This is a genomic window from Paenibacillus sp. FSL R7-0340, assembly GCF_038002205.1.
Classification (GTDB): Bacteria; Bacillota; Bacilli; order Paenibacillales; family Paenibacillaceae; genus Paenibacillus; species Paenibacillus polymyxa_B.
The window spans coordinates 1294308-1320690 of the sequence record NZ_JBBOBY010000001.1 but is presented as its reverse complement, the minus strand read 5'-3'; the positions used below and the strand labels follow the sequence as shown (position 1 = coordinate 1320690).

Genomic DNA, 26383 nt, shown 5'->3' with positions numbered 1-26383 from the left:
ACTTAAGCTTATATGGTTGGCCGAATGGGGTCTAAACCTCCCGATACATCCATAATATTGCCTGTTATAAAATCCGAATGCTCCTCACATAAATAGGCGATCACTCGCGCAATGTCCTCTCCACTTCCCGGACGTCCACGCGGTGTCTCTTTATCCTGCATGCCGATGACATCGGCGATTGACATTTCCTTATTTGCTCCTCGGATATCCCCTGGACAGATCATATTGACCGTAATGCCATAAGGAGCTTCCTCCACAGCCAGTGACTTCGTAAAAGACACCAGCCCCACCTTGGCGGCTGCGTAGACGGCGCGATGCGGCCAAGCCCTTGCTTCTCCAGCATGACCAAAGCCAAAATGAATAATACGTCCCCAATGCTGGCTACGCATGTGGGGCAATACCAAATGATCCAGCAACATGGTACCGACCAGATTCCCTTGTATCATGGCATGAATCTCAGCCACACTGTAATCCGCAAACAGACGGCGTTCCCGGATGAACGGTCCGGCATTGTTCACCATAATATCGACTCCGCCCAGCCGATCCTGTACTTCACCAATCAGCCTCGTGATATCTTCCTGAACAGAGATATCCCCTTGTAAAGACAGGCAGCGTACTCCCTTAGACTCAATCACCCGCTTAAGCGCTTCGGCTTCTGCTTGGCTATGCACATAATTTAGCGCAATATTACAGCCTTCATCCGCCAGACGCAAAGCGGTCGTTTTACCTAAACCTTTGGCACTGCCGGTTATGAATGCGACTTTATCTCTCAACAATTTTCCTCCTGTTCACAGAGAACGGTCACCCCCAAGTATAAAATATTTAAGCTTCCCCTACAACTCCATCCAAAAAGAAACCCCAGTCCTCTTGTTCAAGAGAATCTGGGGTTTGCGTGCAATGCGTTCTCGTTCCCTGCTTAAAATGCTGGAATAATCGCGCCTTGGTATTTATCTTCGATGAATTTTTTAGTTTCTGGAGATTGCAAAGCTTTGATCAGCTTCTGAATCGCTTCGGAATCTTTATTATCAGGACGTGCTACCAGAACGTTAGCATAAGGAGAATCTTTATCTTCCAGTGCCAATGCATCCTTTGTCGGGTTCAGCTTCGCTTCCAGAGCGTAGTTCGTGTTGATCAACGCAATATCCACTTCAGGCAACTGACGTGGCAGCATAGCCGCTTCCAAAGTCTTGAATTCCAAATTTTTCGGATTCTCTGTAATATCTTTCACCGTGGATTCAATGTTTCCTTCGTCTTTCAACTTAATCAGACCTTGCTTGGATAACAGCAGCAAAGCACGGCCTCCGTTTGTCGCATCGTTCGGAATGGCTACAGTTGCGCCATCTGGGATTTCATCAAGCTTTTTATATTTTTGGGAGTAGATACCGAATGGCTCCAAATGAACTGCGCCCACAGAAACCAGATCCATTTTGCGCTCTTTGTTCATCACATCCAAGTAAGGTACATGTTGAAAGAAGTTAGCATCCAGTTGCTTGTCAAACAATTGTACGTTCGGCTGTACATAGTCGTTAAACTGAACGACTTGGAGACGAACCCCTTCTTTTTCCAACTGAGGCTTGATCGCTTCCAAAATTTCCGCATGCGGCACAGGAGAAGCTCCAATTTTCAGCTCCACTTCACGTGGTGATCCGCCTGTATTTTCGGTCGCATTGTTTGTATCCGATGTTGTGCTCTTTGTACCGCAAGCCGCCAGCACCGCAATTAATGTCAAGCTTAGTACAGCCAATACCCATTTCTTCATGTTATTACCCCTCCAATAATTTGTAATATTCAGGATCAGACGTCCTGATCAATAAGGATATCTATATGTTTTCCCTATTTTCGAGTATAATGCCGCACGAGACGATCCCCCGCCATTTGCAGCAATTGTACCAATACGACCATCAGCACGACCGCAACGATCATGACAGCCGTTTCATAACGATAATAGCCGTAGTTGATAGCCAGTGTACCCAGTCCACCGCCCCCGATCATCCCGGACATTGCCGTGTAGGATACGAGTGTAACGACGGTAATGGTTAATGCAGCGAGCAGACCCGGAAGTGCCTCACGTAACAGCACACGCCGGATAATTTGTCCTGTCGAGGCACCCATCGCTTGTGCGGCTTCAATGACGCCCTTGTCCACTTCACGCAGAGACGTTTCGACAAGACGTGCGAAGAATGGGGCAGCCCCAATAACCAATGGTGGAATGGTTCCCAACACCCCGGTCGAGGTACCTACCAGCGATCGTGTAAAAGGAATAAGTGCAACGATCAAAATGATAAATGGTACGGAACGTAAAATGTTAACGATGAATGATAATACAATGTATATCACCTTCATCAGAGTTAACGAGGAGCGACTCGCCAGAAACAATAATATGCCAAGCGGCAAACCAATAATGAGGGTGAACAATGCGGATGCTCCGAGCATCTGAAGGGTTTCCAGAGTAGAATTTCCTAGCTCTTCCCAACTCACTTGTGAAAAATCAAGTTCGCTCATTGTCCGATCACCTCCACATCAAGTCCTTGCCCAGACACTTCGCGCAGCGTTTGCTCTATATCCTCATGGTTTCCTTCAAAACGAACGATCAGCTGTCCATAGGGTACATTTTTAATCGTAGATATGGTTCCCTGCAAGATCGCAAAATCAACACCAGTGCTTCGAGCCGTACGCGACAGAATCGCATCATATGTTTTACTGCCCAAGAAGGAGATACGCACCACCTGCGCCGACTCACCGCCACCTGCTGCCGCAATCGCTGCTTGCAACTCCTCGGGATGTTCTGACTCCCGTTGGATAAAGTCCTTGGTTACCTGGTGCTGTGGCTTCAAAAATACTTCCGCCACTGGGCCTTGCTCCACGATGTCGCCCTGATGAATGACGCCAACTCGATCACAAATGCTTTGAATGACATGCATTTCATGTGTAATCAGCACGATGGTTAAATTAAAGCGCTGATTAATATCCAACAGCAATTTCAGGATAGACCCCGTCGTTTGCGGATCAAGCGCAGAAGTCGCTTCGTCACACAGCAATACATGAGGATCACTAGCCAGCGCCCGCGCAATTCCTACCCGCTGCTTCTGTCCACCTGAGAGCTGTGACGGATACTTTCCACTGTGTTCTTCCAGACCCACCAGTTCCAGCAGCTCACGAACCTTCATGTCCAGCTTTTCCCTGGGAGTGTTTACCAACCGCAAAGGAAATGCAATATTGTCATACACCGTTGCCGAAGATAACAAATTAAAATGCTGAAAAATCATTCCGATTTTTCGACGTTGCTTCTGTAACTGGGATTGACTCACAGTAGCGAGGTTTACCCCGTCTACCCATACTTCACCTGAAGTAGGGCGTTCCAATAAATTAATACAGCGGATCAATGTACTTTTCCCCGCCCCGGAGTGACCAATCACTCCGAATATTTCTCCACGCTTTATAGAAAGATTCAACCCAGATAGCGCATTAACGCGTCGGTTGCCTTTGCCATAATGCTTGGTTAACTGCTTAAGCTCTATCAACGTGCTGCGACCCCCTTCACTTCTTCCTTACCCTTTTAACCAGTTGTCATCTCTCAGAATTGTATAAAATCGCTATTTATTTATACAAAAAAGAGCCCCTTTCACAGAATGAAAAGGGCCCCACCTTGCGAACCTTTTCTCATCTGCCAAAATCGCTATAACTCTAGCGGTTTTGTAGGAATTAGCACCATCATGTTCCCTCCCAGTGTATTACACCGGGAAAGAACGGGTTGCCGGGCTTCATCGGGCCAGTCCCTCCACCTCTCTGGATAAGAAAAATATGTTAAACTCCAGCTTTAGCTGTCCGTTAAGTTTATATAAAAAAAACATAATTCAAGCATTTTTCTGAAACTAGGTTTCAGTATAGATAGTTTACATTGCTTTGTCAAAGGATATTTTCTATCATATTTTTGGGCGTACTGCCCGGTTCTCCCATTGTTTCGCAGTATGAGTAAAGGCGTTTGACAGCGACCGACATACCATTTCCAAGCCCTGCTGCAAATCTTCCAAATGGTGATCAAGGTCCTCCAGTTGGATTTTTCCATACAAAGCTCGGTGTCGTTGCCAGAGATCATCCTGCATTTCCGTATTCATATAGTGTATCTCCGTATTCCGACGCTTACGCAGCCGATTGATGGCATCGTTGTAAGTATCCTTGATATCAATTAAATTATCGGTCAATACAGGATGCATTTTGAGATACTTGAGCTGCCGCAACACGGTAAAATACGAATAGTGCGCCTTATACTGCCCTGTTTTTAAATCATACAGATCATTTAGCCAGTTACCCAGCTTATCCAAAATAGAGAAAACCCGAACAAACCCATCTTTATAAAAGAAAACATATAACGCATAATCGGATTTTTCATCCTCACTCATATCTTCAGCATATCCGGCTTTCACTTTCATACGGAAAAAGGCGGAAGCATGATGGCTCTGCTCCAGTTCATCCAGAGATGACATTAGACCGCGTGTTAAAATATCCGCCTTCCGAAAATCGTGGGTCGGATCTCCACCAGCCTGAATTTGCCGCTCCAGCAGGTTCAACATAGCTGACATGCTATTCATGGCATCTAGCAGGATGCCTTTGTTCACACGTGGTGGCTCACCCAGTAGCTTGCGTATCATGCTTACGCCTCCTTATAAATGTAAAATCCGGCTGTAGGTTTAATTAGGGCGTCAAGCGAAATAACTCGTCCATCGTTGATCTACAAGCTTAACAATATCCTCACGCGGTAACACCTCGTCTGGATACCCCGGCTTCATACGCGCATCCACTACAATCGGCAGCTTATAGTTCAGATGATGCAAACGCACTTCGCTGTCTGCGTACATATCTGTAGCCGGGTTAAAGCGTGTGAATACCGTCCACAGGAACGAGGCTTGAGAGCGAACGACTTCTTTGGCATCGTCTACAATGAAGACGAGCGGCCACTCTTGCTCACCCGCTGCTAATCGCTCCAAAACACGTGCCGCCAGCTCAGGCTCCTGCTCAAAGGACGCACCCGATACGACGAGGCAACCTCCGCAATAGGGCTCAATTTCACGAATTCCCGGCAGATCGCCTCCCTCATAAGCACGAGGCAATTCACGTACAGGCTCACCTATCCCCATCAGGATGGCCTTACTGCCATGATTCAGCTTGCGGCCTGTGTAATCGAGTGTATCGTGTGACGTGTGATTGAAAATAAATAAATCCCTTGCTGGATTAAATCGCTCCAGAATGGTTTCCAGCAGCAGGTTAAAGTCAGATAAATCAATTACTCGATCCGTCAGCATCAGGAACTTTGTCAACGATAATTGACCTTGACCCAAAATAGTAAAACCGGATACAAGCGCTTCACGGGAGTAGCTTTCACGTACGACTGCCGCTGCCAGCGCATGTACGCCCGTTTCCGCATACGCCCACAGGGACTTGACGGAAGGCATCACAAGCGGATAGGCAGGCGACAGCAGACGTTGCAAAAACTCACCGAGATAGTAGTCTTCTTGCCGAGGCTTACCTACAATGGTTGCCGGATAAATGGCATCCTTGCGGTGATGCATATGTTTGACATGAAATACAGGGAAATCATGCTGTAATGAGTAATAGCCAAAATGATCACCAAACGGGCCTTCCGGACGGCGTTCATGAGGCGGTACATAACCGCTGATTGCAAATTCTGCTTCTGCTGGAATCCGGTGACCCCCGAGCGGGTCTTCTGTCATGGGCAGCTTGCCTCCCATAATAAGCGAAGCCAGCAACAGCTCAGGCAAGTTTTCCGGTGCTGGCGCAATGGCAGACGCAATCAGGGCAGGCGGGCCACCGATGATAATCGTCGTAGGCAATGGCTCATTACGCAGTTCCGCTTCATGATAATGAAAACCGCCGCCTTTATGAATTTGCCAGTGAATGCCCGTCGTCTGATCATCATAAATCTGAATGCGGTACATCCCCAAATTATGATCCTTGGGCTGACCTGGCTTCTCAGTATACACGAGTGGAAGCGTAATAAACGGCCCTCCATCCTCATGCCAACTGGTCACTTTAGGCAGTGGTGCCAGCGGAGCCTCTGTACGGCGAACTCCCAATACAGGGGCCTCGCTATGAGATACTGTTTTTAGCCCTACTTTTAGCATGTCCTTAATCAGGCCACGTTCATTCCACAATGCTTTGGGTGTAGGTGGAAACAATGTTTTGGTCGCTCCTACAATCGCATCCATCAGCTGCTCTGGTCGCGGGCCAAAAGCCATGTCCACACGGCGATTCGTGCCAAACAGATTACTGGCTACAGGAAACGGGGTTCCTTTTACATTCGTGAACAGCAGTGCCGGCCCTTCTTCCTCAATGACTCTTCGATGAATCTCAGCCAGCTCCAGGTAAGGATCGACAGGTGCCTCTATAATTTTAAGATGATTTTCTTTACGCAGCGCTTCAATAAATTGGCGCAAATTCTGGTAGATCAACTGGACGACTCCTCCTAAGCAAATCAAGCCCTCGAGAAACTCGCGGGCCTGGTTTGTTTCTTATATGCTATTATACGTGTTAAAACGCCTCTTGGGCAAAAATCCGCTTCACTACGATTCATGAAATGCTTAGGTACGTTGTGCTTGGGTCGAAACAAACTTGCGGTCCGGTGACAATTGCCATACACGGTAGCTCAGATAAGCCAAAATCGAGAACAACGATGCAATCACCAGCATATGTCCCAGCACGATAAACATGTAGATTTCAGGTTTGTTGACGTACAACAAGATAATTCCAATCACCACTTGAAGCAAGATTAACAAGACCGATACGACACCCAATATACGGATATCCCGGTGATTCGGGTGATAACGGTATGAGTAGTGACCCACAGCCAAGATAATGACGAACAGCAGACCAGCTGAAATCTGATGAAGCAGCAGTGGAGATATGAAGCCCCCAATATTTACAACCTTCTGGATGACCGAGTGACTAAGCAACGCCCCTGAATAGACAGCAATATAGGTATAGATCGTCGATAACCATATAAAGTTACGAAAGCCCCGACTGACAGGCCCAGGAATCAGACGCGGGGTGTGGCGTGAATCTGCATGCTCCTGCCAGGCCCCCAACGTCATCATAGTCGCACTGGCAAAGGCGATAAGCGCAAAGCCAAAATGCAGTCCCATGACTGCAGCCGATTGGGAGAAGACGACAGCCAACGCCCCCATTGCACCTTGTATGATGACAAACATGAGCGTGAGCAGCGAGAATAGCTGCAAATCCTTCCGATGCTTCATAAACAGCAAAAAGCCAACAAATGAGGCGATAGAAAGAATCCCGGCCATGGCACTGACGGAGCGATGAGAGAACTCAATAAGGGATGCGATCGTATGTGCCGGAACCAGCTTACCATTGCACAGCGGGAATTCCCGGCCACAGCCGAGACCAGAATCCGTTCGCGTCACGACACCTCCACCGAAGGTAGCCAAAAACATGACAATACATGTTACGAGTGCCAGCCATTTTAATATTCTGATTTTGTTATTCAAAGAATTCACCCGTATCCTTCCAAATATAATATTTATTCACTTTATATGTTGTGAAATGATCACTTAAAGTAATTATAACTGATATATCGTTCCTTGACATACGAGCTTTGTTGACAAAATGTGAACGTGTCCGTGAGAAAGCCGCCCCCTGAGAAGGAAGCGGCTTTCTGAATGTCTTGATGTTATTTTGCTAAGCTCGCGTGGACTTCAACAGCCCGATCCAAAAATTGCTCAATCTCTTCGCGGGATTTGCGCAGTCTGTTCACCAGACGTACCAGTTCTCGCCCTTCACTGTAAGCGATAAAGCTAGGAATCCCCAATACATTTTGCTCTTGACTGACGCTTTCGGCCTGTTCTACATCAATCTCAATTAATGTAAGCTTATCTGCATATTGTTCTTCCACATCAGGCATGAACGGATCGATGAAATGACAATCCTTACACCAGTCCGCCTTAAACACAGCCACCGTAACGCCCGGAGTGGATATTGCCTTATTAAAGTCTTCATGAGAGACGATTTTTTGCATGGATGATTCCTCCTTAAATTCTTTTTGTGCTGAAAAGATTGCACTTTCTATTGTAACGCCAAGTGAAGCTTTTGCACACTCCCCCATTCTACTCACATGCCGATTGGAAGCCCTCTCATTGAGGCATACTAAAGATATACTTAAGAATCCACATAAGCGTCGACATCCTAACAGCATACCCAACATACTTGGCAGGATACGGGGATGCTTGCAGTTGGAAAGGAGGTTAATTTAGTCATGTCTCTTACCGAATGGCTCCATACAGCATCTCGACAGCTACAAGGAGGGCTAAAGTTACTGGGTTCCGTTCCCCGTGTTGCAGAGGAAGCTTGGGAGGGCAAACGGGCGGCTTGGACCGAATCCCGCAAATTACGCTCCCCCTTGCGTGAACTAGCGTGGGATTATCATACGGCACAGGCCGCTATGAATGAAGCTGAAGCGATAATGCTGGTGAACGGACCCGCTACGCGTCCCTCTTCTCTGAATATGCCCTTATGCGAAACAGACTGTGAGCTACTGGAGAGGATCAAGAACGATACAGCACAGGAGAATCGCAGCAACGTTACCCGCACTGCCGCTTACCTTGAATGCTATCGTGGCTACCCGGAGTTACATTGGGCATTACTGGCCCACCTGGTTTCTCGTAATGGCGGCTATAATATGACCGATCTGAAAGGGGGACTGATTGGCAACCTGTTCGGCGAACAGGAAAAGGAATGGCTGTATCGGCTACTGGAGCGCTGTAACGCCCTTATTTTTCAAGACGCTTATCCGCAGTTGCAACTTTACATGCACAGCCGTCATTTGGGTCGGAGTTGCTTTCACTTGTTGCCTTATTTTCACGTTTCGCCATTCATGAAGCCCTTTTGGGAACGTTTCTGGGCTTGGCGGGATAGCTCTCTGTTGACTGTGGCGCTCATCATTAATGAACAAAACTATATTGAAGGACGTGTGGTAAAAGATCCGTATTTCCAAAAATTTGTGACACACAAGCCGGGCTTTTATTTGCATGACTGGCTCCAGCTAAATCAGGTTATATTTCCACTTGGACTGAACGGTGGACTTGCTGGACTAGTAATGGAGCGTTTCGGCCATTTGGACGAGCGGATCGGCTTTGGCAAAAGTCTCTATGCTATGCTCTTTGGCCATCAGCAGGTGCTGGACCAGGTATCCGCATTCGCTAACAGTGTGCCGCATACAGGTTCACGCAGCGACTATTGGCCCGGATTGTTCACACCGAATGAACAAAAAGCGCTGCACTCTCCAGATGAAAGTGCAACGCTTTTAGCACATGAATGGCTACCGCCAGGACAACGTCTGTACAGTCCGGAGCTGAACGCCGTCTGGTCCGATACAGCTTATGATCCAATCCCCCGGTATGACTGGTTTCAGGACGGCTCCACACTTGGACATCTCAGCGAACCAAGGCGACCGCTGTTATTTGCCATGCGCCATGAGCATCGTCATGGCATTCAAAAAACAGCAATGGCCCACGTTGCCCATAACAGCTTGCAACCTTTCCACTGAAAGACTGGAGGGCTCTTTTAGCCTCGTTGTCCTGTGGACTCACGCTGTAGACGCATTAACGGACGCAGTACCTTTTGCAACATACGCGGATAGTTGCCCAGCTCGTCCCTGCGCAATACGCGCAGTACAACCAGCAACAACAAGTAGCATACCAGTACAGCTGCCCCGGCAATGCAGCACGCGATCAAGAAGGCCACACGCGCAGGCATCAGATGCACCAGCAGAATACAGGCTTCATTTACACCGTATCCGATAGCTCCCGAGACGACGACTGCGGTTAAGAACCCTGCCCAGCGACGGCCCATGATGGAAAAGGAGACAATCCCTTTAAGCACACGCAAATTTAGCAATGTGATCACGAGGAAACATAATCCGGTTGCAGCAATGATCCCATAAATTCCAAGCCAACCAGCCAGCAGCCAGCTCGCTGCAAACTTGACGACGATACCGACCATGACATTAACCATTGAAATACGCGGCTTGCCCATACCGATCAGTATCGAATTAGAAGTCATCATCGTAATCTGGAATATCGTTCCGAGTGTCAGAACAGCAATGATACCACTGCCTCCAAGCGAGCTAAACAGTAAACCATTAATAGAATAGGCGGTTACACATAAAGCCAGCACAATCGGCATTCCAGTCAAAATAGAGATACGCAAAGCCAACGTCATCTGATTTTGTAAATGCTGCTCATCCTTACGGGCAAATGCCGCTGAAATGATCGGAATGAGCGATTGGCTGAGCGCAATGGCCAAAATCGGCGGAATTCCCGCCACACTCTGTGCCCGAGAGCCTAGATAACCCAACTGAGTAGTCGCCTGATCCAATCCCACTTGACCAGACAATAGTCTCACCACAATCGACGTATCAATAAAGTTGACCGCCGGAACCGTCAGAGACGACAATACAATGGGAATGGAAAGCTTGAAAATATCTTTGTAAATGCGCATCATCGGTAGCGCGGAGCTTTCCTCTTGGAATTGATCTTGACGATCCTGTCGATCCTGGCGACGCAATTTCACCGTGTAGTACAACATAACCGCTAGAGCGCCAAGACTTCCCATGACACCTCCAAAGGAAGCCCCAGCCGCAACCTCGCGATCTCCATAACCTAGCTTCAAAATAATAAAAGCGAGTACAATAGCGGTCGCTACCCGTGCAACCTGCTCCACAATTTGTGAAATACCGCCTGCGGTCATATTACCGCGCCCTTGGAAGTATCCACGCATCATGGCAATGGCAGGGAACAGCAGTAATGCTGGTGCCAAAGCCTGAATGGCCAAAGCGGATTGCGGAACCCCTGCTACATGCTCGGCAAAGTAAGGCGCTCCAAAATACAGCAGCGCTGTAATGATAATGCCTGCCGCGGCCGCGAATATCAAAGCCGCACGATACACACGTCGCGCTTCCGAAGGCCGATCCAGTGCATAACGTTCTGAAACCATTTTGCTCAACGTGCTTGGAATGCCGGCCGTAGCGACCGTGAGCAGCATCAAATAAGCGTTGTTCGCAATAGTAAACGAGGCGTTCCCGACGGAACCGAGCAGATGCTCCAATGGAACACGCTGTACCAGACCAAGTACTCTGGCCACCAAGGCGGCAGCGGCTAAAATAAGCGTACCTTTAAGGAATGTTTCTTTATTGGACAAAATGCGTTCCCTTCTTTCTTGCTGTTCACACGCATGCAAAAGCCCCGCACAAACAGTCATGGCCTGAGCCATCACCGGTGCGGAGCCGCATGTCGATTCTGTCTCTGCAAATCATAATAAACCAAAACGAATCTCGGGTCATAACACCCAAATCAAGAATACAATAATCATGGCAAGCTGCAAAATCACTTTCATCACGGTGCTGGTAAAAAGGCCTAATACAGAGCCAAAGCCCACTTTAATAGCTCGGTCCAGCGGGGCTTTGCCAATTAGTTCACCCAGCACAGCGCCGATAAATGGTCCCAAAATCAGGCCAAATGCCGGAATAACGAAGGGGCCGATAATAATCCCGATGGTACTCAGTATCGCCGACAGACGCGAGCCGCCAAATCGCTTGACACCCCACGCATTCACAGCATAATCCGCAACAAAAAGGGCAACGACGATTAGTGTTTGTATAATCCAAAACAATGCATTGTATGGAGCAAACGAGAAAAACCAGCCGTATACAAAAAATGCAAAATAGATGGCGAGCGCCCCCGGCAATACGGGATATACCGCCCCGGCCATGCCCACAATGAACAGCACAATAACAACAATCCAGCCTACAACGTCCATGGGCCTCCTCCTTCTCGTCCATTCATCCGGCCTGCTGCATTATTCATTTTATTACACAAGCACATAATCACGGATCACTTCTACAATGCCGTCGTCATTATTCGAAGCCACGACCAAATCAGCGGCTTCTTTAACCGTATCCTGAGCATTCCCCATTGCTACGCCCAGTCCAACCGCTTGAATCACAGCCAGGTCATTCAGACTGTCGCCAACGGCAACCACCTGCTCCAGAGTAATGCCAAGCAGATCGCACACTTCAGCGATTCCACTGGCTTTGGATATACCAGCTGGGTTAATTTCCAGATTTGTCATCGAAGAATTGGAAATTTCAAGTCCACCCATATCCTGAAGCTTAAGTAAAATTTGGTGGCGAATTTCGTCATTTTCCGTATTATAACCGAATTTGAGCCACTCCTGTGTGTCCAATGTATCCGGCCAACGATCCCTATTATATAATTCCTCCGTTGAGTAAGCCCAGAACCAAGAGCCTGTTTCTACAGCAATTTGGTGCATCTTACGAACGAGCTCCTTATCAAGTAAATAACGGCGCCACAACTCGTGGGGTGATTTCCACACCTCACTGCCGTTTACGGTTACCATTGGCGTCTCCAGGCCGAGTTGCTGACCGTAAGGCAGAGCATGCATCGCTGCACGTCCGGTGGACAAGCATACATGAATCCCTTCCTGAATCGCCTTGTTAATCCAGTTAATCGTTTCCAAGGAAATTTCATGATTATCATTCAGTAAAGTTCCATCCATGTCGAGCGCAAGCAGTTTGTATTTATATTGGTTTTCTCCCATAGTCTCTCTTCCTCCTGTATGTCCCTTATGTCCAACGACATTTTACCATGAAAAAGAGAAGCCCACAAAAGTATTCAAGTCCTCACTTTGCTGCCAGAGGCTTTTTAGGAGTACCATCTAGCCCATATACTTCGTCATACGCATCAAATATTTTACGCGCAACCGGTCCAGCGCTCGTCGCACCAAAGCCCCCTTCAGGAATGATGACCGCTACTGCCAGCTTCGGATTTTGACGGGGAGCAAAAGCGATGAACACCCCGTTATCTTTAACCGTACGTCCCACCACCTGCTCGGAAGTCCCCGTTTTACGGGCATAATCATAAGGGAATCCATTAAAGGCTTTAACATCTGTAGCCATACCTCGAATCACTGTATTCCAGTACGTATCTGAAAAAGCGACCTCATTCAGCACCTGCGGCTTAAACTCACGTACGAGATTCCCCTGATCATCTACAATTTTGCTGACCAAATGAGGCTGCATACGCTTGCCCTTTGTTGCCAGCACAGTTGTATACTGGGCTAACTGCATCGCTGTATATTTTCCCTGCTGACCAAAGGATGCCTGTACCAAACGTGTCAGCGCACTTTCATGCTTGCTCGTATACTCAAGTCTACCTGCCCACTCGCCCGGCAGATCTACTTCTGTCGGAACGCCTAATCCAAATTCCTTCATATACTTGTCCCATACGTCAATTCCCTGATGTACCCCTGCATTACTTCCGTATTTGCCATACAGCGGCTTGCCGATCATATCCACCATAAACGTATTCGACGAGACCTCAATTGCCCTGCTAGGTGTCAAAGAACCATACACATGTCCGCTAGAATTCCCAACCCGGCTGGAGCGATTTTTGCCGTAGTACGCACTTCCCGTATCCAGATAAGTTTGTCCGGGAGAAAACAGGTTTTCCTTCAACCCGATCAGCACGGATAGCGGTTTAATGGTTGAACCCAGAAGCACCGAGGATTCTGGATGTGGACCCGCTTTTCCGCTAGGGACGGATTTAATGGTTCCATTTCCCATTTTATGCTGAATTTCGTCATATACCGAAGGCGAGGTACTTCCACTTTTCCATACATTAGAGTCATAATCCGGCATACTGGCCATTGCCACGATATTTCCGGTCTCTACCTCCATCGCTACAGCGAAGCCAGTGGTAGCGTCTTGATGAAGCTTCCCCGATACGGCATGAGTATGAAGCCAGCGAAGCTGATCCATAATGGCCTGTTCGGTTTTCTGCTGAATTTCCTTGTTAATGGTGGAATATAAATGATGTCCTTTTTCAGGAGGAGTAATGGATTCAATGCCCTCCGGCATGCTGCGCGGATTGACTTCTACCGTTTTATATCCGTTTTTTCCTCTCAGTTCATCCTGGTACTGAAGCTCCAAGCCATCATATCCGACCGTTTCACTTTCCGAATACACCTGTGTCGGTCTTAGAACCTCCGAATTAGCTTCATAGAGCTCTTTATATTTGGGCCGGTTCGTTCGAGCTCCTTTGAACTTGTACATATATCCAATCGTTTGTACCGCCACCCGATCCGGGTCATAATGGCGTATACTTTCTTCTACAACCTCTACACCAGGGAACTCTGTCCGATGTTCCAGAAAATAAGCGATTTCCTGCCGACTCAGGTCGGATTTGACCAAACGTGGGGTAAATCCCCTATATTGATTATAGTCCGGGTCCAGTCGCTTTTTTATTTCCTCTGCATTAAGCTGCTCTCCTTCGTTACGACCCAGTTCGTTTAATTTGGCAGCAAGCTTGGCAGCAAAAGCATTGAGCTCAGGGAGCAGCTTTTCCCCCGGCTTGCGATCTTTCTCCGTACGCTTGCTATAATCCTTAGATAAAGTTACATACAGGGACTGTACTGGAGTCGAATATGCCAGCTTAACCGTACCTGTAGAATCATAAATCGTGCCGCGACTCGGGGCTAACGGGACATTTTTCGTATTTACGGATTGCTGCTGGCCCTTCAGCTCCTCCGATTGTACAAACTGCAATACAGCTAGTCTGGTAATGATCAGGGCAAACAGCACAAAAGCACTAAAAAACAGTAGGTTGGTTCGTAAAACCGTCCGTTTTTTTCGTGACTCTTCATTCTCTTCAACATTTTTCTTTTTAAATGAAAACTTTTTATCCAAACTTCCTCTGTCCATATTAGCTGGTCATTACTCCTTCCGATTAGGGTTTCATATTCCTGATCCTACCATATCTAAAACAATAAACGATGAATTCTAAGATGACAATTTTGTAAGAAAACGTAGAAAAAACATAAAAAAGCTTCCCTCAGCCCAAAGGCTAAGGAAAGCTTTCATGAAATGACATCGTATAAAATCGTATAAAATGATTATGGCTGTTTGATTGCGTTAGAATCGGTTGCTGTTTCAACCTTTTTCTTAGGTACCCCGTCCAAACCATATACTTCATCGTAAGCATCAAAGATTTTGCGTGCCACAGGTCCGGCGCTCCAAGCCCCGAAGCCCCCTTCAGGAATAACAACCGCTACTGCAAGTTTGGGATTCTGACGTGGAGCAAAGGCAATAAATACCCCGTTATCTTTTAGTTCTCTGCCCACACTTTGCTGCGATGTCCCCGTTTTGCGAGCAAAGTCATAAGGGAAACCTTTAAATGCGCTGACATCTGTTGCCATCCCGCGTATGACTTCATTCCAGTATGCATCCGGAAATTTCACTTCATTCAGCACCTTCGGCTTAAACGTTTGAACTACATTGCCGTTGGTATCTTTAATTTGACTGACCAAATGCGGCTCCATCCGTTTACCCTTGGTAGCAATCATCGTTGTGTATTGGGCAAGTTGCATAGGTGTATATTTACCTTGTTGACCAAAGGATGCATATGCCAATTTAGAAAGTGCTGACTCTGATTTACTCGTGTACTCCCGCCAACCCCGGAACTCACCGGGCAAGTCTACTCCAGTAGAAACACCTAATCCAAACTCCTTCATATAACGATCCCATACGTTAACGCCCTGGTCTTCTGCGGCATTGTTGATGTATTTGTTATATAAGCGTTTGCCAACCATATCGACCATAAAGGCATTGGAGGAATGGCGAATAGCGGTTGCCGGGTCCATTGAACCGTACACATGACCAGATGAGTTGCGCACCCGTGAGGAGTTGTTACGTCCGAAATAAGCCGCTCCTGTATCTTGATAGTACGTATTTGTTGTAAACAGTCCTTCTTCCAATCCAATAAGAACGGACAGCGGTTTAATAGTTGATCCGAGAAGTACAGTAGAATCAGGGTGCTGTCCAGATTGGCCAGAGCCAACGTTCTTAATTGTGGCGTTTTGATACACATGTTCAATCTCTTTATATTTATCTGTCGAAATTGTACCCGTTTGCCAGTAATTCGCATCATAATCCGGCATGCTCGCCATGGCTACCACATTACCAGTATCCACTTCCATAGCCACAGCGAAGCCTGTTTTGGCATAAGGATGAGTCTTTCCAGAAACCGCGTGTGTATGGAGCCATCTCAATTGATCCATAATGGCATTTTCAGTCTTAACCTGAATTTCTTTGTTAATCGTGGAATAGACATTATCTCCTTTTTGCGGAGGAGTAACGGAATCTACACCTTCCGGCATATTGCGCGGATCTATCGGAACGGTTTTATAACCATTTTTCCCTCGCAACTGTTCCTGATATTGAAATTCAAGTCCATCAAAGCCTACAGACTCGTTATCCATATAGATGAGACCCGGATCATTTTCAGCTGACATGGATTTTTGAATATTTTTATATTTATCCAACGTTTCACGCGCACTTTTGTAGCTTTTAATGTAGCCAACCGCTTGAACTGCTACCGTATCTGGATCGTAATGACGTACCGTTTCCTCTACGACATCTACGCCCGGGAACTCACTCTTATGCTGCATAAAATAGGCAACTTCATCTTTATTAAGATTCGTTTTAATCAGACGCGGCGTAAAACCGCTAAATCTCTGATAGTTTCGGTCCATAGCGTCCATAATTTGCTCTGCCGTCATTTTCGGCTCATCTTTATTACCATATTGAGCAAACCGATTTGCCAGCTTTTGTGTCATATTTTCCAGCTCAGGCAACAGCTTTTTATCAGGATTACGTAACTTTTCCATACTGTCACTATAGTTCTTGGAGAGTGTGATATACAGCGATTGTACAGGTGTAGAATACGCCAGTCTATTCTGCCCGGTCGAATCATAAATCGTTCCGCGAATCGGCGTAAGTGGTACATTTTTGGTAACATTACTGGCCTCCTGCTGCTTAAGCTGAGGTCCATCTACAAATTGAAGTATCGCCAGTCTTACAATAATGACCGTAAATATAATGAACGAGCTGAAAAAGAACAGATTGATCCGAAAGCTGAATCTTTTTCGATCAGACGTCTCGTTGTCTTTTCCCTGCTCGTTGTCTATCTTTCTCATGTGCCCTTTTCCACTCCTTATTAAATCACTTTATCCTTGATATGTGTTTGGGCAAAACCAGGCGGATTAAACCAGTCCCCACTTTGCGCCCAGGTCGGGTCTAACGGTACCCACTGATCCTGCGCGCTCAAATACACTTCATTCCATGCATGGGAACCATATCCTCCCTGTCCGTTATATCCAAGCCCTGTCACCACCTTGACCTGTAGTCCCTGCGACCGAGCCATCATCGCATACAGGCGGGCATAATCAATGCAGACTCCTTTACGTGTATCAAACGTATCTCTGGGGGTCTGTTCATGCCAGTCACCACGCTGCTCATAGGCTTCTACCTTACCGAAATCATAGCTAATACGGGTACCTACCCATTCATACAACGCTCTGGCCTTTTGCTCATCACCGCTCATCCCCTGTGTAATCTTGGCCGCAGCCTGACCGATATCGTTCGGAATTTCCCGGTCAATCATTTCGTATTTTCGCTGCAGGATACCATTTAATTCCTTGGTAACGGCCTGCGTAAATACGGGCAATTTATCCTTAATCAGTGTACCGGATAACGGCTCAATGACCGATTGCGCTCCCTGCTTATAAATCGGTGAAGCTTGGACGTAGCTGCTAAACCCGCTGTCTGGATACAGACTTACGCCGATGAATAGCAGGGCTATAACCATGATAGCGCGTGCTCCACCAATAAGAGTACCTATTCCAGCCCCTGCCACCCTGCTGAAAAAGCCTGATTTTTTTTCATGCTCATGGAAAGAAGAATCTGACTTGCCCCCTACCATCAACACATAAATTGCACGTAGTACAAATTGGGCGATCGCATAACTGAGCATAAACAATACGGCGAACCGCAGCAGCGGAAACCCCTCTAAGCCCGCCACCAACGTATAATAAAATTGCTCAATCCCGCTTAGTTCTCGCTGAGGCAAATGTTCCATGTAAGCCGCCAGCCATTGTTGTACCTTCGGTGAAAGCCACATGGCTAATCCGAGCGAGCACAAAATACCCGCCACAGTCAGTATGCCATCCACAATAAGACTGAACAGCGCCCCTACAGATCTGGAAGCTCCTCGTCTCCAGCCCTGAATCAACGACAGCAGTACAATGACAATCAAAAACACCGTCACGCCATTCCAATGAAGAATAGGCTCCAGCCAGGATGGTTTCATTGTGTTCCTCCTGTCTCTACGGCGACTGTGGCGACTGTGTTACAGCCGAGCCTTTCGCACCTTCGATATATTTCTTGACGGTATCGCCCATACTCCACTCGCCCAGCGACATCCCCTGAAACCATACCTTGACCTTGTCACCATCAAATGGACCTTTCACTTCCAGGTTGGAGCTGGTTACCGAAAACGTACCATCCGCGTTGGATGTGTATTGGGCATCCCGTCCCTCTTTGATCATCATGTTCAAAGCCTCGCTCTGAACCTTGTTAATCGCATCATCCTTTGCCTGAGTAACGACCTTGCCGACCTGTTCAAAGGAAATGCCACTGTAGATAAGCAAGCCTGCAATTACGACAATAACAATCAGCCATTTTATGAGAGTTCTTACAACCTTCAATATGACTAACAATAGGACAAGCCCAATTAATATATACAGCCAGTTATCCTGAACGATCTGCCAATTATGTTCCAAAAACTCTGTCCAGACGCCCTTATCCATTTCGCTACACTCCCGTTTTCAACTACATCATTTAAATCAGAAAATTGTCTCTGTAATTATACATGATTACGTGATGCCCTGTCAGCTTAGCTCTTTTACATACCTTGTTATTCAATTCTTGTCCATACAAAGTGGTCTATGTTCGTCCACTCCAGCGTACAACTTAGGAAGGGCCAATACGTGGTACAACATGAAAGTTTACATTAGGGAAGGGGGTCATCCCATGAAAACAGCCCTCTGGCTGTATCTCTTTTTATTCATTGCTTTTTTCGATCTGCATGCACAATATCCTATTTTGACACCATTCGCTATCTCCCTGGGTGCAGCACCTACTTTTATTGGCTGGATGATGGGGATTTACTCTCTAACTCACCTGCCTGGTAATTTGATGGCCGGCCCCAAGGTCGACAAACACGGCAGCCGCCGATATATTATGTTCAGCCTAACAGCCGCAGGCATCATTCTTATCATTCAATCGTACATCCACACACCGTGGGAATTACTTTTTCTTCGGGCGATTAGCGGTTTTGTGTTGGCCTTTTTATCTCCAGCCTGTCTGGCCCTGTTGGCACAGCTATCCGATCATCCAGTTACGCAGGGCAAATATATGTCGGGACATGGTGTCGTTCACACATTGGCCTCTGTCCTGTCTCCAGCCGCCGGCGCATTTATCGTAGCCAGTTTCGGCTTTAGTGAGACGTTTAGTTCCCTTGGCATCATTCTCGTAGTCACGGGACTTATGGCTTATTTCACCTTGCCCAAAAGAGCTCCCGCTCCACAGGCCCAATTATCAGATGGTCATGCGACACCCGCTCCACTATCCGGGGTACAGAAGACGCGTTTACCATTCAATTGGCGCTACCTGCTCCTGCCTTTTGTTTTGGCGTGTGCACAAGGCATTTTATTTTACGAAATCCCATTACGAAATAACGGTTCTGCGTCCATGATGTCCACCGGATTGCTCTTTTCCATCATCAGTTTGGGAGCACTTTGTACGCTCAGCTTGCTGTTTCTGAACAAATATTCACCCATGGCGCGGCTACTTTGTGGCATTATTTTGATGTCTCTAAGTTTCTACGCACTCGCCACCACGCCTGAAGCGGCGATTGGCATCATACTTTTTATTTTGGGAACAGCCAAAGGTATCATTTTTCCAGCGCTGGCCTCTCTTTTCATACGAATTGGAGGTGCGCGACTGGGTAAAACCTTTGCACTACAGTCTATTGCAACATCTATCGGCTCCTTTGCCGGACCTGTACTGGCAGGTCAGCTACCCGATCACATTTCTCCTTTTTTTATCGCATTTCTGATTCTGATGGCTGGCCTGCTATTCGTTCCCGTTAAGCGCTTATCTCCGACGCCGCCACTGTCTGCCTCAGGACCTTATCATTCCTAGCTAGTCTGAGACAGCGGTTGCTATTGTCCTACCTATAAAGCCCAAAATACCGTTCCAGAGGGCAAATGCACAGTACACTATACCCCTATCCACATAGACTATTTTGACTGAACATTCACTAACAAAGGGAGGTGCAGCCTGTGAGCCACTGTCATCCTTGCCCTATTGGAACTTCAACTGGCACCATTCTTGTTCTTTATATTCTGCTCGTCATCATTCTCCGTACTTGCTGGATTTAATGTCTGAATCGCCCTAACATGTTGCCCCTTGTGCCCATGCCTGCCACTTCTGGCAGGCTGTTTTGTTATTTTTTGCATGAGAACCCTATTTGGAGCTACACTATACACATATTCTTCATTTCCCGGGGAATTTCGAGCATATGTATCAGACAAGGGGTGAGCTTACATGGCGATAACCGTGATCGTCGAAGGGAAAAATGACCGCAGCAAACTTCGCCGATTACTTGACCCGGAGGTCCACATTTTATGCACCTTCGGCACACTAAACTCTATAAAACTGGAATCCCTCCACAAGCGGGCCAAGCACGACGAAATATATTTATTTATGGACAATGACAGCTCAGGGAAAAAAATAAGGGGTGTACTTGCAGACTCTTTTCCGGATGCCTACCATATGTATACCCGCAAAGGATACGCTGGCGTAGAAGGCACTCCAGACGAATATGTGATCGCTCAATTGGAAAAAGCAGGGTTGGAAGAATACATTATATACCCGCCACCTGTTCTTTAGTCTTTAAAATAACAAAAAGCTGTCCTCAGGCCGCTTTCATGCCTGTTGGACAGCTATATGGTGCACTATAAAATGCCTCTAAAATGACATTAGAACTTATGAACCGTATCGACGATCATCAGCAAGAAACTGAGTGTCAGATGGTTAATGGAAAAGAAAAATACTTTCTTCGCCCAGGAATCCGTTTCTTCTTCCTTAATCGTAAAACCTTTAAAGGCATAGAATGCCCACAGCACGGACAGTAACACGGACACGATCATAAAAATCATACCGGCATATCCATAAGCATACATAAGGATGGGTACCGGAATCAGCAATACAATATAAGGAATCATCTGAATCTTCGTCCGATGGATACCTTTTACGACTGGCAACAACGGAAATCCTGCTGCGCGATATTCCTCAACTCTGCGAATAGCAAGTGCCCAAAAGTGAGGAGGCTGCCATAAGAACAGGAGAGCGAATAAGAGCCAAGCGCCCATATCAATACGACCCGAAGCGGCCACATAACCAATCACCGGAGGCATTGCACCAGAAATACCGCCGATGGATGTGCTCCATGTAGACGAACGTTTTAACCAAAGTGTATAAATACCGACGTAGACGAACATACCAAGTAATCCCAGTAATCCTGCCGTTACACCAGAGAAGGAGAATAGAACAGCTAACCCAACAACGCCCAAAATAATAGCGTATGACAACACCGTTGTAGGGGTCAGACGCCCTGTTGGCAGTGAGCGATTACGTGTACGCTCCATTTTCAAATCCAGCTCACGGTCAAAATAGTTGTTAAAAACACAAGAAGACGCCATAACCAGCATTGTACCTAAAAGTGTAAGAATTAGCTTTATATAGTCAACATCCCATTGCGATGCTAACCAAAAACCACCAAAGGCTGCAACCAGATTGGTACGAAGGATGCCTGGCTTGGTAACTGTAATAAAATCTTTCCAAGTGCCCGCTTTACCGGGTGGTTTAGATTTTACAGAATAGGTAGCCGCATCCGAAGAAGTCTTATAACTTATATTATCCATTGTGAGTAACTCCCCCTTAGAGATGTATGAATTCGGGAGTAAGTTGAACTCCGATATAAATTTTATCATATACCTACCCCAAAAAGTTTGACAGAAAACGCACAAAACGTTCACAATTCCGATGGCAAATCGCCCCTGCTGATCGTTTACAGTAAATTTGGGTAGTAATAAGTACAGGAAACAATACAAAAGGAGCGACAGATATGGATACAGCCACACACTTTGTCATGGGAATCGGATTGGCCGGGCTGGCCTACACTGATCCTGTCGTCGCCGGAGATCCAAAGTTGGCCGCAGTCATACTGCTCGCTACAGTCGTAGGGTCACAAGCTCCGGATTTTGACACTTTGCTTCGGTTGAAAAACAATGCAGCCTACATTCGCAATCACCGTGGACTGTCGCATTCAATTCCCTTCTGGTTGATATGGATCTTGTCCATAACAGGACTGATTTGCCTGATCTTCAGAGATGTGCCCCCAGGTCATGTAGCATTATGGGTAACGATTGCCGTCTGCCTGCATGTATTCACAGATTTATTTAATACGTACGGAACACAGGCATTCCGGCCGTTTACAAACAAGTGGATATCTTGGAATATCATCCATATTTTCGATCCCTTTATTTTTGGCACCCATGTTGCTGCGATTATGCTGTGGATCACCGGGTTGACTCCACCCGCTCCCTTATTTATTACGCTGTACGTTATTATTGGCCTATATTACATTTGGCGAACCTGGAGTCATTTTATAACCAGAAAAGCGGTACGTAATATGGACAATGAGCGTCAGGAGGGCGACATCTATTATATCATTCCCACCGTATCATGGAACCGGTGGCATGTGGTAAAAGCTCATCAGAATGGAAGTTATGACATTGGCGGATTAAATGGCAAACACTTATTTTGGACGAAACATGCAATTCCATCCACACATCCTGCCGTAGAAGCCTCCAAATCCTATCGCGATGTGCAGGCATTTCGCTATTTTTCCTCCTTTGCCGTTGCCGAGGTGGAGGAACTGGAATGGGGCTATATTGTGCGATGGGGAGACGTCAGGTATCGACACCGGAGACAATATCCATTCGTGGCTGTGGTCGCGATGGATAAGCAGTTCGGACTGATCAACAGCTATATTGGATGGCTCAGTGACGAAAAGATGCAAAAACGCCTTTCCCTGCATACGAATTAAAACCTGCTTACAAGCTAACAACAAGCCGTATGAACAACAGACAGCAAGCTACCCTTAATCTGGGAGCTTGCTGTTTTTTTGGTCACTCCCGCAAAAAATCAGATCTCATGAAAGCGCCCTCTTGACGAAGCGGACTTGCGTGATTCACAATGGTCATAGGCCATGCGTAAAAAAATCCGGAGCATGATCGCTCCGGATTTTCTTCATCACAGTTGCTCATAATACAGCTTCCAAGATGGAGTGTTTATGTGTATTACTGCAAACGGCTGCTGCCCGACAAGGATTGTTCTGCTTGTTGGACCAGCTTTTTCGTGATATATCCCCCAAGCGAACCTGTTTCGCGGGAAACAACATTACCGAAGTAACCGTCCTGAGGGATGGTGATGCCAAGTTCTTGAGCTGCCTCATATTTTAATTGTTGTAAAGCGGCGTTGGCCTGCGGTACTTGCAGGTTGTTTGAACGACGTCTGCTCATATTTGAATCTCCTTTCAGTTCTTTGTGAGTGAGGTTCATTGCAAGCTTGCAAGATTATTATGGCTCGCTTACAACTACTTATTCCTGAAATTCAACATTCGAACACTGGAGGTTTTTACCAATGAGCAAAGGTTTATCCCTATGGTTCGCCGTTTCATCCATTGTCCTGCTGACCGCAGCCGCTATATCCATCAGTTATTCCGCATGGCTTGCCATTCTACTGGGGCTATTATCTGTCGGCAATATCGGCTGGGGTTTCGTGGTCAAAGCCCGACAACGCCGCTCCTAAGCCAATCCTATAGGGCCTAATCTATTTTGCCAGCAATATGCTTTAGCGTAGACGTGGCAGAAAGCCCATGCGCTCTTTGACCGCAGACAACGTGACTTCAGCCGCTTCTTGTGCGCGCTCTGCGGATTGGGCCAAAATACGTCCAATCTCACCGGATTCCCGGATGTCGCGATAGCGCTGCTGAATCGGTTCAAGCATAGCTACAACGGTCTCTGCCAGTTCTTTTTTAAATGTTCCGTACATTTGACCTTCATAGCGATCCTGCACTTCTTGGAGCGACAAACCGGAACATTGACTGTAGATGCCCATCAGATTACTAATTTCTGGTTTATTGGCCGGATCATATCTAACCTCACTGCCAGAATCGGTCGTAGCGCGGCTAATTTTCTTGCGTATGACTTTCGGTTCGTCCAGCAGGGCAATAAAGCTGCCTGCATTCGGATTGCTCTTACTCATTTTTTTAGATACATCATCCAGGGACATAATTCTCGCCCCTACTTCAGGGATATACGGTTCGGGAACAGTAAAATAATCTCCGTAACGGTGATTAAAGCGACCCGCCAAATCGCGTGTCAGCTCCAGATGCTGTTTCTGATCGTCGCCTACCGGAACGAGATCCGCGTTGTAGAGCAAAATGTCAGCTGCCATCAACGATGGATATACGAACAGCCCTGCTCCTACGGAGTCCTTGCCTGCCGCTTTGTCCTTAAACTGAGTCATACGTTCCAGCTCGCCCATATTCGTCAGTGTTGTCATCAACCATCCCAGCTCAGCGTGCTGAGGAACATGGGATTGTAAAAAGACATTGGATTTATCCGGGTTAATACCTGCTGCGATAAATAATGCCGCTACCGCCTCCGACTGCTCACGTAATTGGGCCGGTTCCTGCGGTACGGTAATTGCATGAAGGTCCACGACCATAAAGTAGCATTGATGATCCTCTTGCAATTTGACAAAGTTTTTCATTGCACCAATGTAATTGCCCAAAGTAAGTTGTCCGCTAGGCTGAATACCTGAAAGTACAGTTTTCATATTCTTCCTCCTCAGTTTATTTCAAAATTAGAACGCAAAAAGGCCCCGCATCCTCAAGGGACGCGAGACCGTGGTACCACCCTTATTCATTGCCGTCAGCCTATTACTTGTCAGAGCTATGCTCCGTGGCTGCCTGCAATCTTAAAGCTCCGTTAACGGGGAGCAATCGGCCGTCATACTGAGGACAGTAGAATCCTGTTCTGTGCGGCACTCCAAGGTCCATTCAGCAGTGCAGGCTCACCGGTTCCCATCCACCACCGGCTTTCTGAAGAGCTTATGCGAAAGCTTACTTGTCCTCATCATCGTGTTATCCATGTCATTACTTTCTAAACTACATTAATGATAATTCCGCATAATGTTATTGTCAAATGACGATTGTGCCCTACGATCAAAAATCTGTTATCATAATGACACGAAGCTTCAACCGATTATAGTGGACAAAGGAGCATGGATATGAAACAAGTGACCAAAGAACACTGGAACGGTTACGACACGTATGTTTTACATAGTGGTGAACTCGAAGTTACGATGATCCCTCGCCTCGGGAATAATATTATCTCAGTGCGTGATCTGAAGCTCGACCGGGATATCGTACGTCGGCCTGGTGAGGAAGAATTGGCTTTCTATTTACAAAAGCCTTATCATTTTGGCTTGCCCATTTTGATTCCTCCAGGCCGAATTCGCAAGGGACAATTTGAGTTTGACGGTGTTCCTTATCAGTTCGACCGAAATACTGCCAATGACAATCATATACACGGTCTGCATCGTAATCAATCCTGGCGCTGCAGTGATATTGAAGAGGATGAAGAAGGTTGCAGTGTTACTACCGAGCTTTTAACAGAAAGTGATCCGCACTGGATGGAACAATTCCCCATTCCTTTACGTCTGGAGATGACGTATCGCTTACAGGGTGCTGTATTAAGTCAAACGCTGCGCGTAACGAATTTGGGTGAAAAAGCAGCTCCATTTGGCTTGGGATATCACACTTGGTTTATGGTGGACGGAGAACCTGAGCGCTGGCGCCTAAAGCTGCCTGTGAACGGCGTCTATGAGCAGGATGCTGAACAGCTACCTACAGGTATCATTACTTCGTTGGACGACTTGGAACAGCTCTCTTCCGGACTTTCTCTGAAAGGAACAAATCTAGATACGCTGCTGCGGGCAACGGAAGGCCCTGCTGAAGCTCTTTTGACCCGTGACGACGGTTATCAAATCCGCTACACAGCAGATGAGCAATACTATAAGTATTGGGTTTTATATACCAAAGGTGAATGCGACCAGTATCTTTGCATTGAGCCTTATACATGGCTGCCTGATGCGCCCAATTCACCTGATCCTGTCGGGGAAGCCGGGCTGATCCGTCTGGAGCCTCAGCAATCCATCGACCTCAAAACTCAGATTCATATCATATATCCGTAATTTTCCTCTAGTCACTTTTCTTCCTTCGGCGCATATTTTCATAACTCTGTC

At 46.9% G+C, this 26383-nt stretch carries 24 protein-coding genes, 1 riboswitch and 1 other annotated feature; of the genes, 6 read left to right on the top strand and 18 right to left on the bottom strand.

Features of this window, described 5'->3' with window-relative positions; genetic code table 11:
- Nucleotides 1-8: 8 nt before the first annotated feature.
- The 8 genes from MKX59_RS05885 to MKX59_RS05850 form a co-directional block, all read right to left on the bottom strand.
- Nucleotides 9-773 (bottom strand): SDR family oxidoreductase, encoded by a 765-nt coding sequence (locus tag MKX59_RS05885; protein ID WP_023990180.1) that lies wholly within the window; start codon nucleotides 771-773, stop codon nucleotides 9-11.
- A gap of 143 nt (nucleotides 774-916) precedes the next feature.
- Nucleotides 917-1759 (bottom strand): MetQ/NlpA family ABC transporter substrate-binding protein, encoded by an 843-nt coding sequence (locus MKX59_RS05880; RefSeq protein ID WP_028541431.1) that lies wholly within the window; start codon nucleotides 1757-1759, stop codon nucleotides 917-919.
- 74 nt (nucleotides 1760-1833) lie between these two features.
- Nucleotides 1834-2502, bottom strand: a complete 669-nt coding sequence (locus MKX59_RS05875; RefSeq protein ID WP_025723588.1) for a methionine ABC transporter permease — start codon at nucleotides 2500-2502, stop codon at nucleotides 1834-1836.
- Nucleotides 2499-3521 (bottom strand): methionine ABC transporter ATP-binding protein, encoded by a 1023-nt coding sequence (locus MKX59_RS05870; protein ID WP_028541430.1) that lies wholly within the window; start codon nucleotides 3519-3521, stop codon nucleotides 2499-2501. Before MKX59_RS05870 ends, MKX59_RS05875 begins: the two co-directional genes overlap by 4 nt.
- 136 nt (nucleotides 3522-3657) lie before the next feature.
- Nucleotides 3658-3797, bottom strand: a riboswitch (SAM riboswitch).
- Nucleotides 3798-3923: 126 nt separating this feature from the next.
- Nucleotides 3924-4649, bottom strand: a complete 726-nt coding sequence (locus MKX59_RS05865) for a Cthe_2314 family HEPN domain-containing protein (RefSeq protein ID WP_028541429.1) — start codon at nucleotides 4647-4649, stop codon at nucleotides 3924-3926.
- Between the two features lie 51 nt (nucleotides 4650-4700).
- A complete protein-coding gene (locus MKX59_RS05860; protein WP_025723591.1) occupies nucleotides 4701-6467 on the bottom strand; it encodes a UbiD family decarboxylase in 1767 nt (588 codons plus the stop codon).
- A 129-nt stretch (nucleotides 6468-6596) separates the two neighbouring features.
- Nucleotides 6597-7529 (bottom strand): COX15/CtaA family protein, encoded by a 933-nt coding sequence (locus tag MKX59_RS05855; RefSeq protein ID WP_068941894.1) that lies wholly within the window; start codon nucleotides 7527-7529, stop codon nucleotides 6597-6599.
- A 173-nt stretch (nucleotides 7530-7702) separates the two neighbouring features.
- Nucleotides 7703-8047, bottom strand: coding sequence for a thioredoxin family protein (locus MKX59_RS05850; protein WP_075154716.1), 345 nt, complete (start codon nucleotides 8045-8047; stop codon nucleotides 7703-7705).
- 237 nt (nucleotides 8048-8284) lie between these two features.
- On the opposite strand from MKX59_RS05850, the gene MKX59_RS05845 reads away from it, so the two are divergent.
- The gene (locus tag MKX59_RS05845) at nucleotides 8285-9574 is read left to right on the top strand and encodes a DUF2515 family protein (protein WP_068941896.1); all 1290 of its coding nucleotides are present in this window, start codon (nucleotides 8285-8287) and stop codon (nucleotides 9572-9574) included.
- A gap of 17 nt (nucleotides 9575-9591) precedes the next feature.
- Here MKX59_RS05845 and MKX59_RS05840 read toward each other — a convergent pair whose 3' ends face one another.
- The 7 genes from MKX59_RS05840 to MKX59_RS05810 form a co-directional block, all read right to left on the bottom strand.
- Nucleotides 9592-11226: a putative polysaccharide biosynthesis protein gene (locus tag MKX59_RS05840; RefSeq protein ID WP_023990189.1), complete on the bottom strand. Its 1635-nt coding sequence runs from the start codon at nucleotides 11224-11226 to the stop codon at nucleotides 9592-9594.
- A 138-nt stretch (nucleotides 11227-11364) separates the two neighbouring features.
- On the bottom strand, nucleotides 11365-11844 hold the full coding sequence (locus MKX59_RS05835) for a DUF456 domain-containing protein (protein ID WP_028541425.1): 480 nt from the start codon (nucleotides 11842-11844) through the stop codon (nucleotides 11365-11367).
- 51 nt (nucleotides 11845-11895) lie between these two features.
- The gene (locus MKX59_RS05830; protein ID WP_023990191.1) at nucleotides 11896-12645 is read right to left on the bottom strand and encodes a Cof-type HAD-IIB family hydrolase; all 750 of its coding nucleotides are present in this window, start codon (nucleotides 12643-12645) and stop codon (nucleotides 11896-11898) included.
- 82 nt (nucleotides 12646-12727) lie between these two features.
- Nucleotides 12728-14806 carry a peptidoglycan D,D-transpeptidase FtsI family protein gene (locus MKX59_RS05825; RefSeq protein WP_028541424.1) on the bottom strand — a complete coding sequence of 693 codons (2079 nt, stop codon included), beginning with the start codon at nucleotides 14804-14806 and terminating at the stop codon, nucleotides 12728-12730.
- 191 nt (nucleotides 14807-14997) lie between these two features.
- Entirely contained in the window at nucleotides 14998-17079 is a 2082-nt protein-coding gene (locus MKX59_RS05820; protein ID WP_209940382.1) for a peptidoglycan D,D-transpeptidase FtsI family protein, read from the bottom strand.
- 20 nt (nucleotides 17080-17099) lie between these two features.
- Nucleotides 17100-18251 (bottom strand): transglutaminase domain-containing protein, encoded by a 1152-nt coding sequence (locus tag MKX59_RS05815; protein WP_028541422.1) that lies wholly within the window; start codon nucleotides 18249-18251, stop codon nucleotides 17100-17102.
- Between the two features lie 16 nt (nucleotides 18252-18267).
- Nucleotides 18268-18750, bottom strand: coding sequence for a hypothetical protein (locus MKX59_RS05810; RefSeq protein ID WP_053326064.1), 483 nt, complete (start codon nucleotides 18748-18750; stop codon nucleotides 18268-18270).
- Nucleotides 18751-18973: 223 nt separating this feature from the next.
- On the opposite strand from MKX59_RS05810, the gene MKX59_RS05805 reads away from it, so the two are divergent.
- Complete coding sequence (locus MKX59_RS05805; protein WP_340857780.1) at nucleotides 18974-20146, top strand: MFS transporter; 1173 nt, start codon at nucleotides 18974-18976, stop codon at nucleotides 20144-20146.
- Nucleotides 20147-20551: 405 nt separating this feature from the next.
- Complete coding sequence (locus MKX59_RS05800) at nucleotides 20552-20896, top strand: toprim domain-containing protein (RefSeq protein ID WP_029518206.1); 345 nt, start codon at nucleotides 20552-20554, stop codon at nucleotides 20894-20896.
- A gap of 89 nt (nucleotides 20897-20985) precedes the next feature.
- Here the strand turns inward: MKX59_RS05800 and cyoE are convergent, their stop codons facing one another.
- The gene (gene cyoE / locus MKX59_RS05795; protein ID WP_023990199.1) at nucleotides 20986-21930 is read right to left on the bottom strand and encodes a heme o synthase; all 945 of its coding nucleotides are present in this window, start codon (nucleotides 21928-21930) and stop codon (nucleotides 20986-20988) included.
- Nucleotides 21931-22133: 203 nt separating this feature from the next.
- On the opposite strand from cyoE, the gene MKX59_RS05790 reads away from it, so the two are divergent.
- On the top strand, nucleotides 22134-23117 hold the full coding sequence (locus tag MKX59_RS05790; protein ID WP_023990200.1) for a metal-dependent hydrolase: 984 nt from the start codon (nucleotides 22134-22136) through the stop codon (nucleotides 23115-23117).
- A 253-nt stretch (nucleotides 23118-23370) separates the two neighbouring features.
- Here the strand turns inward: MKX59_RS05790 and MKX59_RS05785 are convergent, their stop codons facing one another.
- Nucleotides 23371-23592 carry an alpha/beta-type small acid-soluble spore protein gene (locus MKX59_RS05785; RefSeq protein WP_013311857.1) on the bottom strand — a complete coding sequence of 74 codons (222 nt, stop codon included), beginning with the start codon at nucleotides 23590-23592 and terminating at the stop codon, nucleotides 23371-23373.
- 121 nt (nucleotides 23593-23713) lie between these two features.
- Here MKX59_RS05785 and MKX59_RS05780 point away from each other — a divergent pair, with 121 nt between their 5' ends.
- Complete coding sequence (locus MKX59_RS05780; RefSeq protein ID WP_007431986.1) at nucleotides 23714-23881, top strand: hypothetical protein; 168 nt, start codon at nucleotides 23714-23716, stop codon at nucleotides 23879-23881.
- Between the two features lie 42 nt (nucleotides 23882-23923).
- Here the strand turns inward: MKX59_RS05780 and trpS are convergent, their stop codons facing one another.
- The gene (trpS, locus tag MKX59_RS05775) at nucleotides 23924-24913 is read right to left on the bottom strand and encodes a tryptophan--tRNA ligase (protein ID WP_071558285.1); all 990 of its coding nucleotides are present in this window, start codon (nucleotides 24911-24913) and stop codon (nucleotides 23924-23926) included.
- Between the two features lie 53 nt (nucleotides 24914-24966).
- Nucleotides 24967-25225 (bottom strand) — a binding site (T-box leader).
- Between the two features lie 141 nt (nucleotides 25226-25366).
- Here trpS and MKX59_RS05770 point away from each other — a divergent pair.
- Complete coding sequence (locus MKX59_RS05770; RefSeq protein WP_023990203.1) at nucleotides 25367-26332, top strand: aldose 1-epimerase; 966 nt, start codon at nucleotides 25367-25369, stop codon at nucleotides 26330-26332.
- Nucleotides 26333-26383 lie beyond the last annotated feature (51 nt).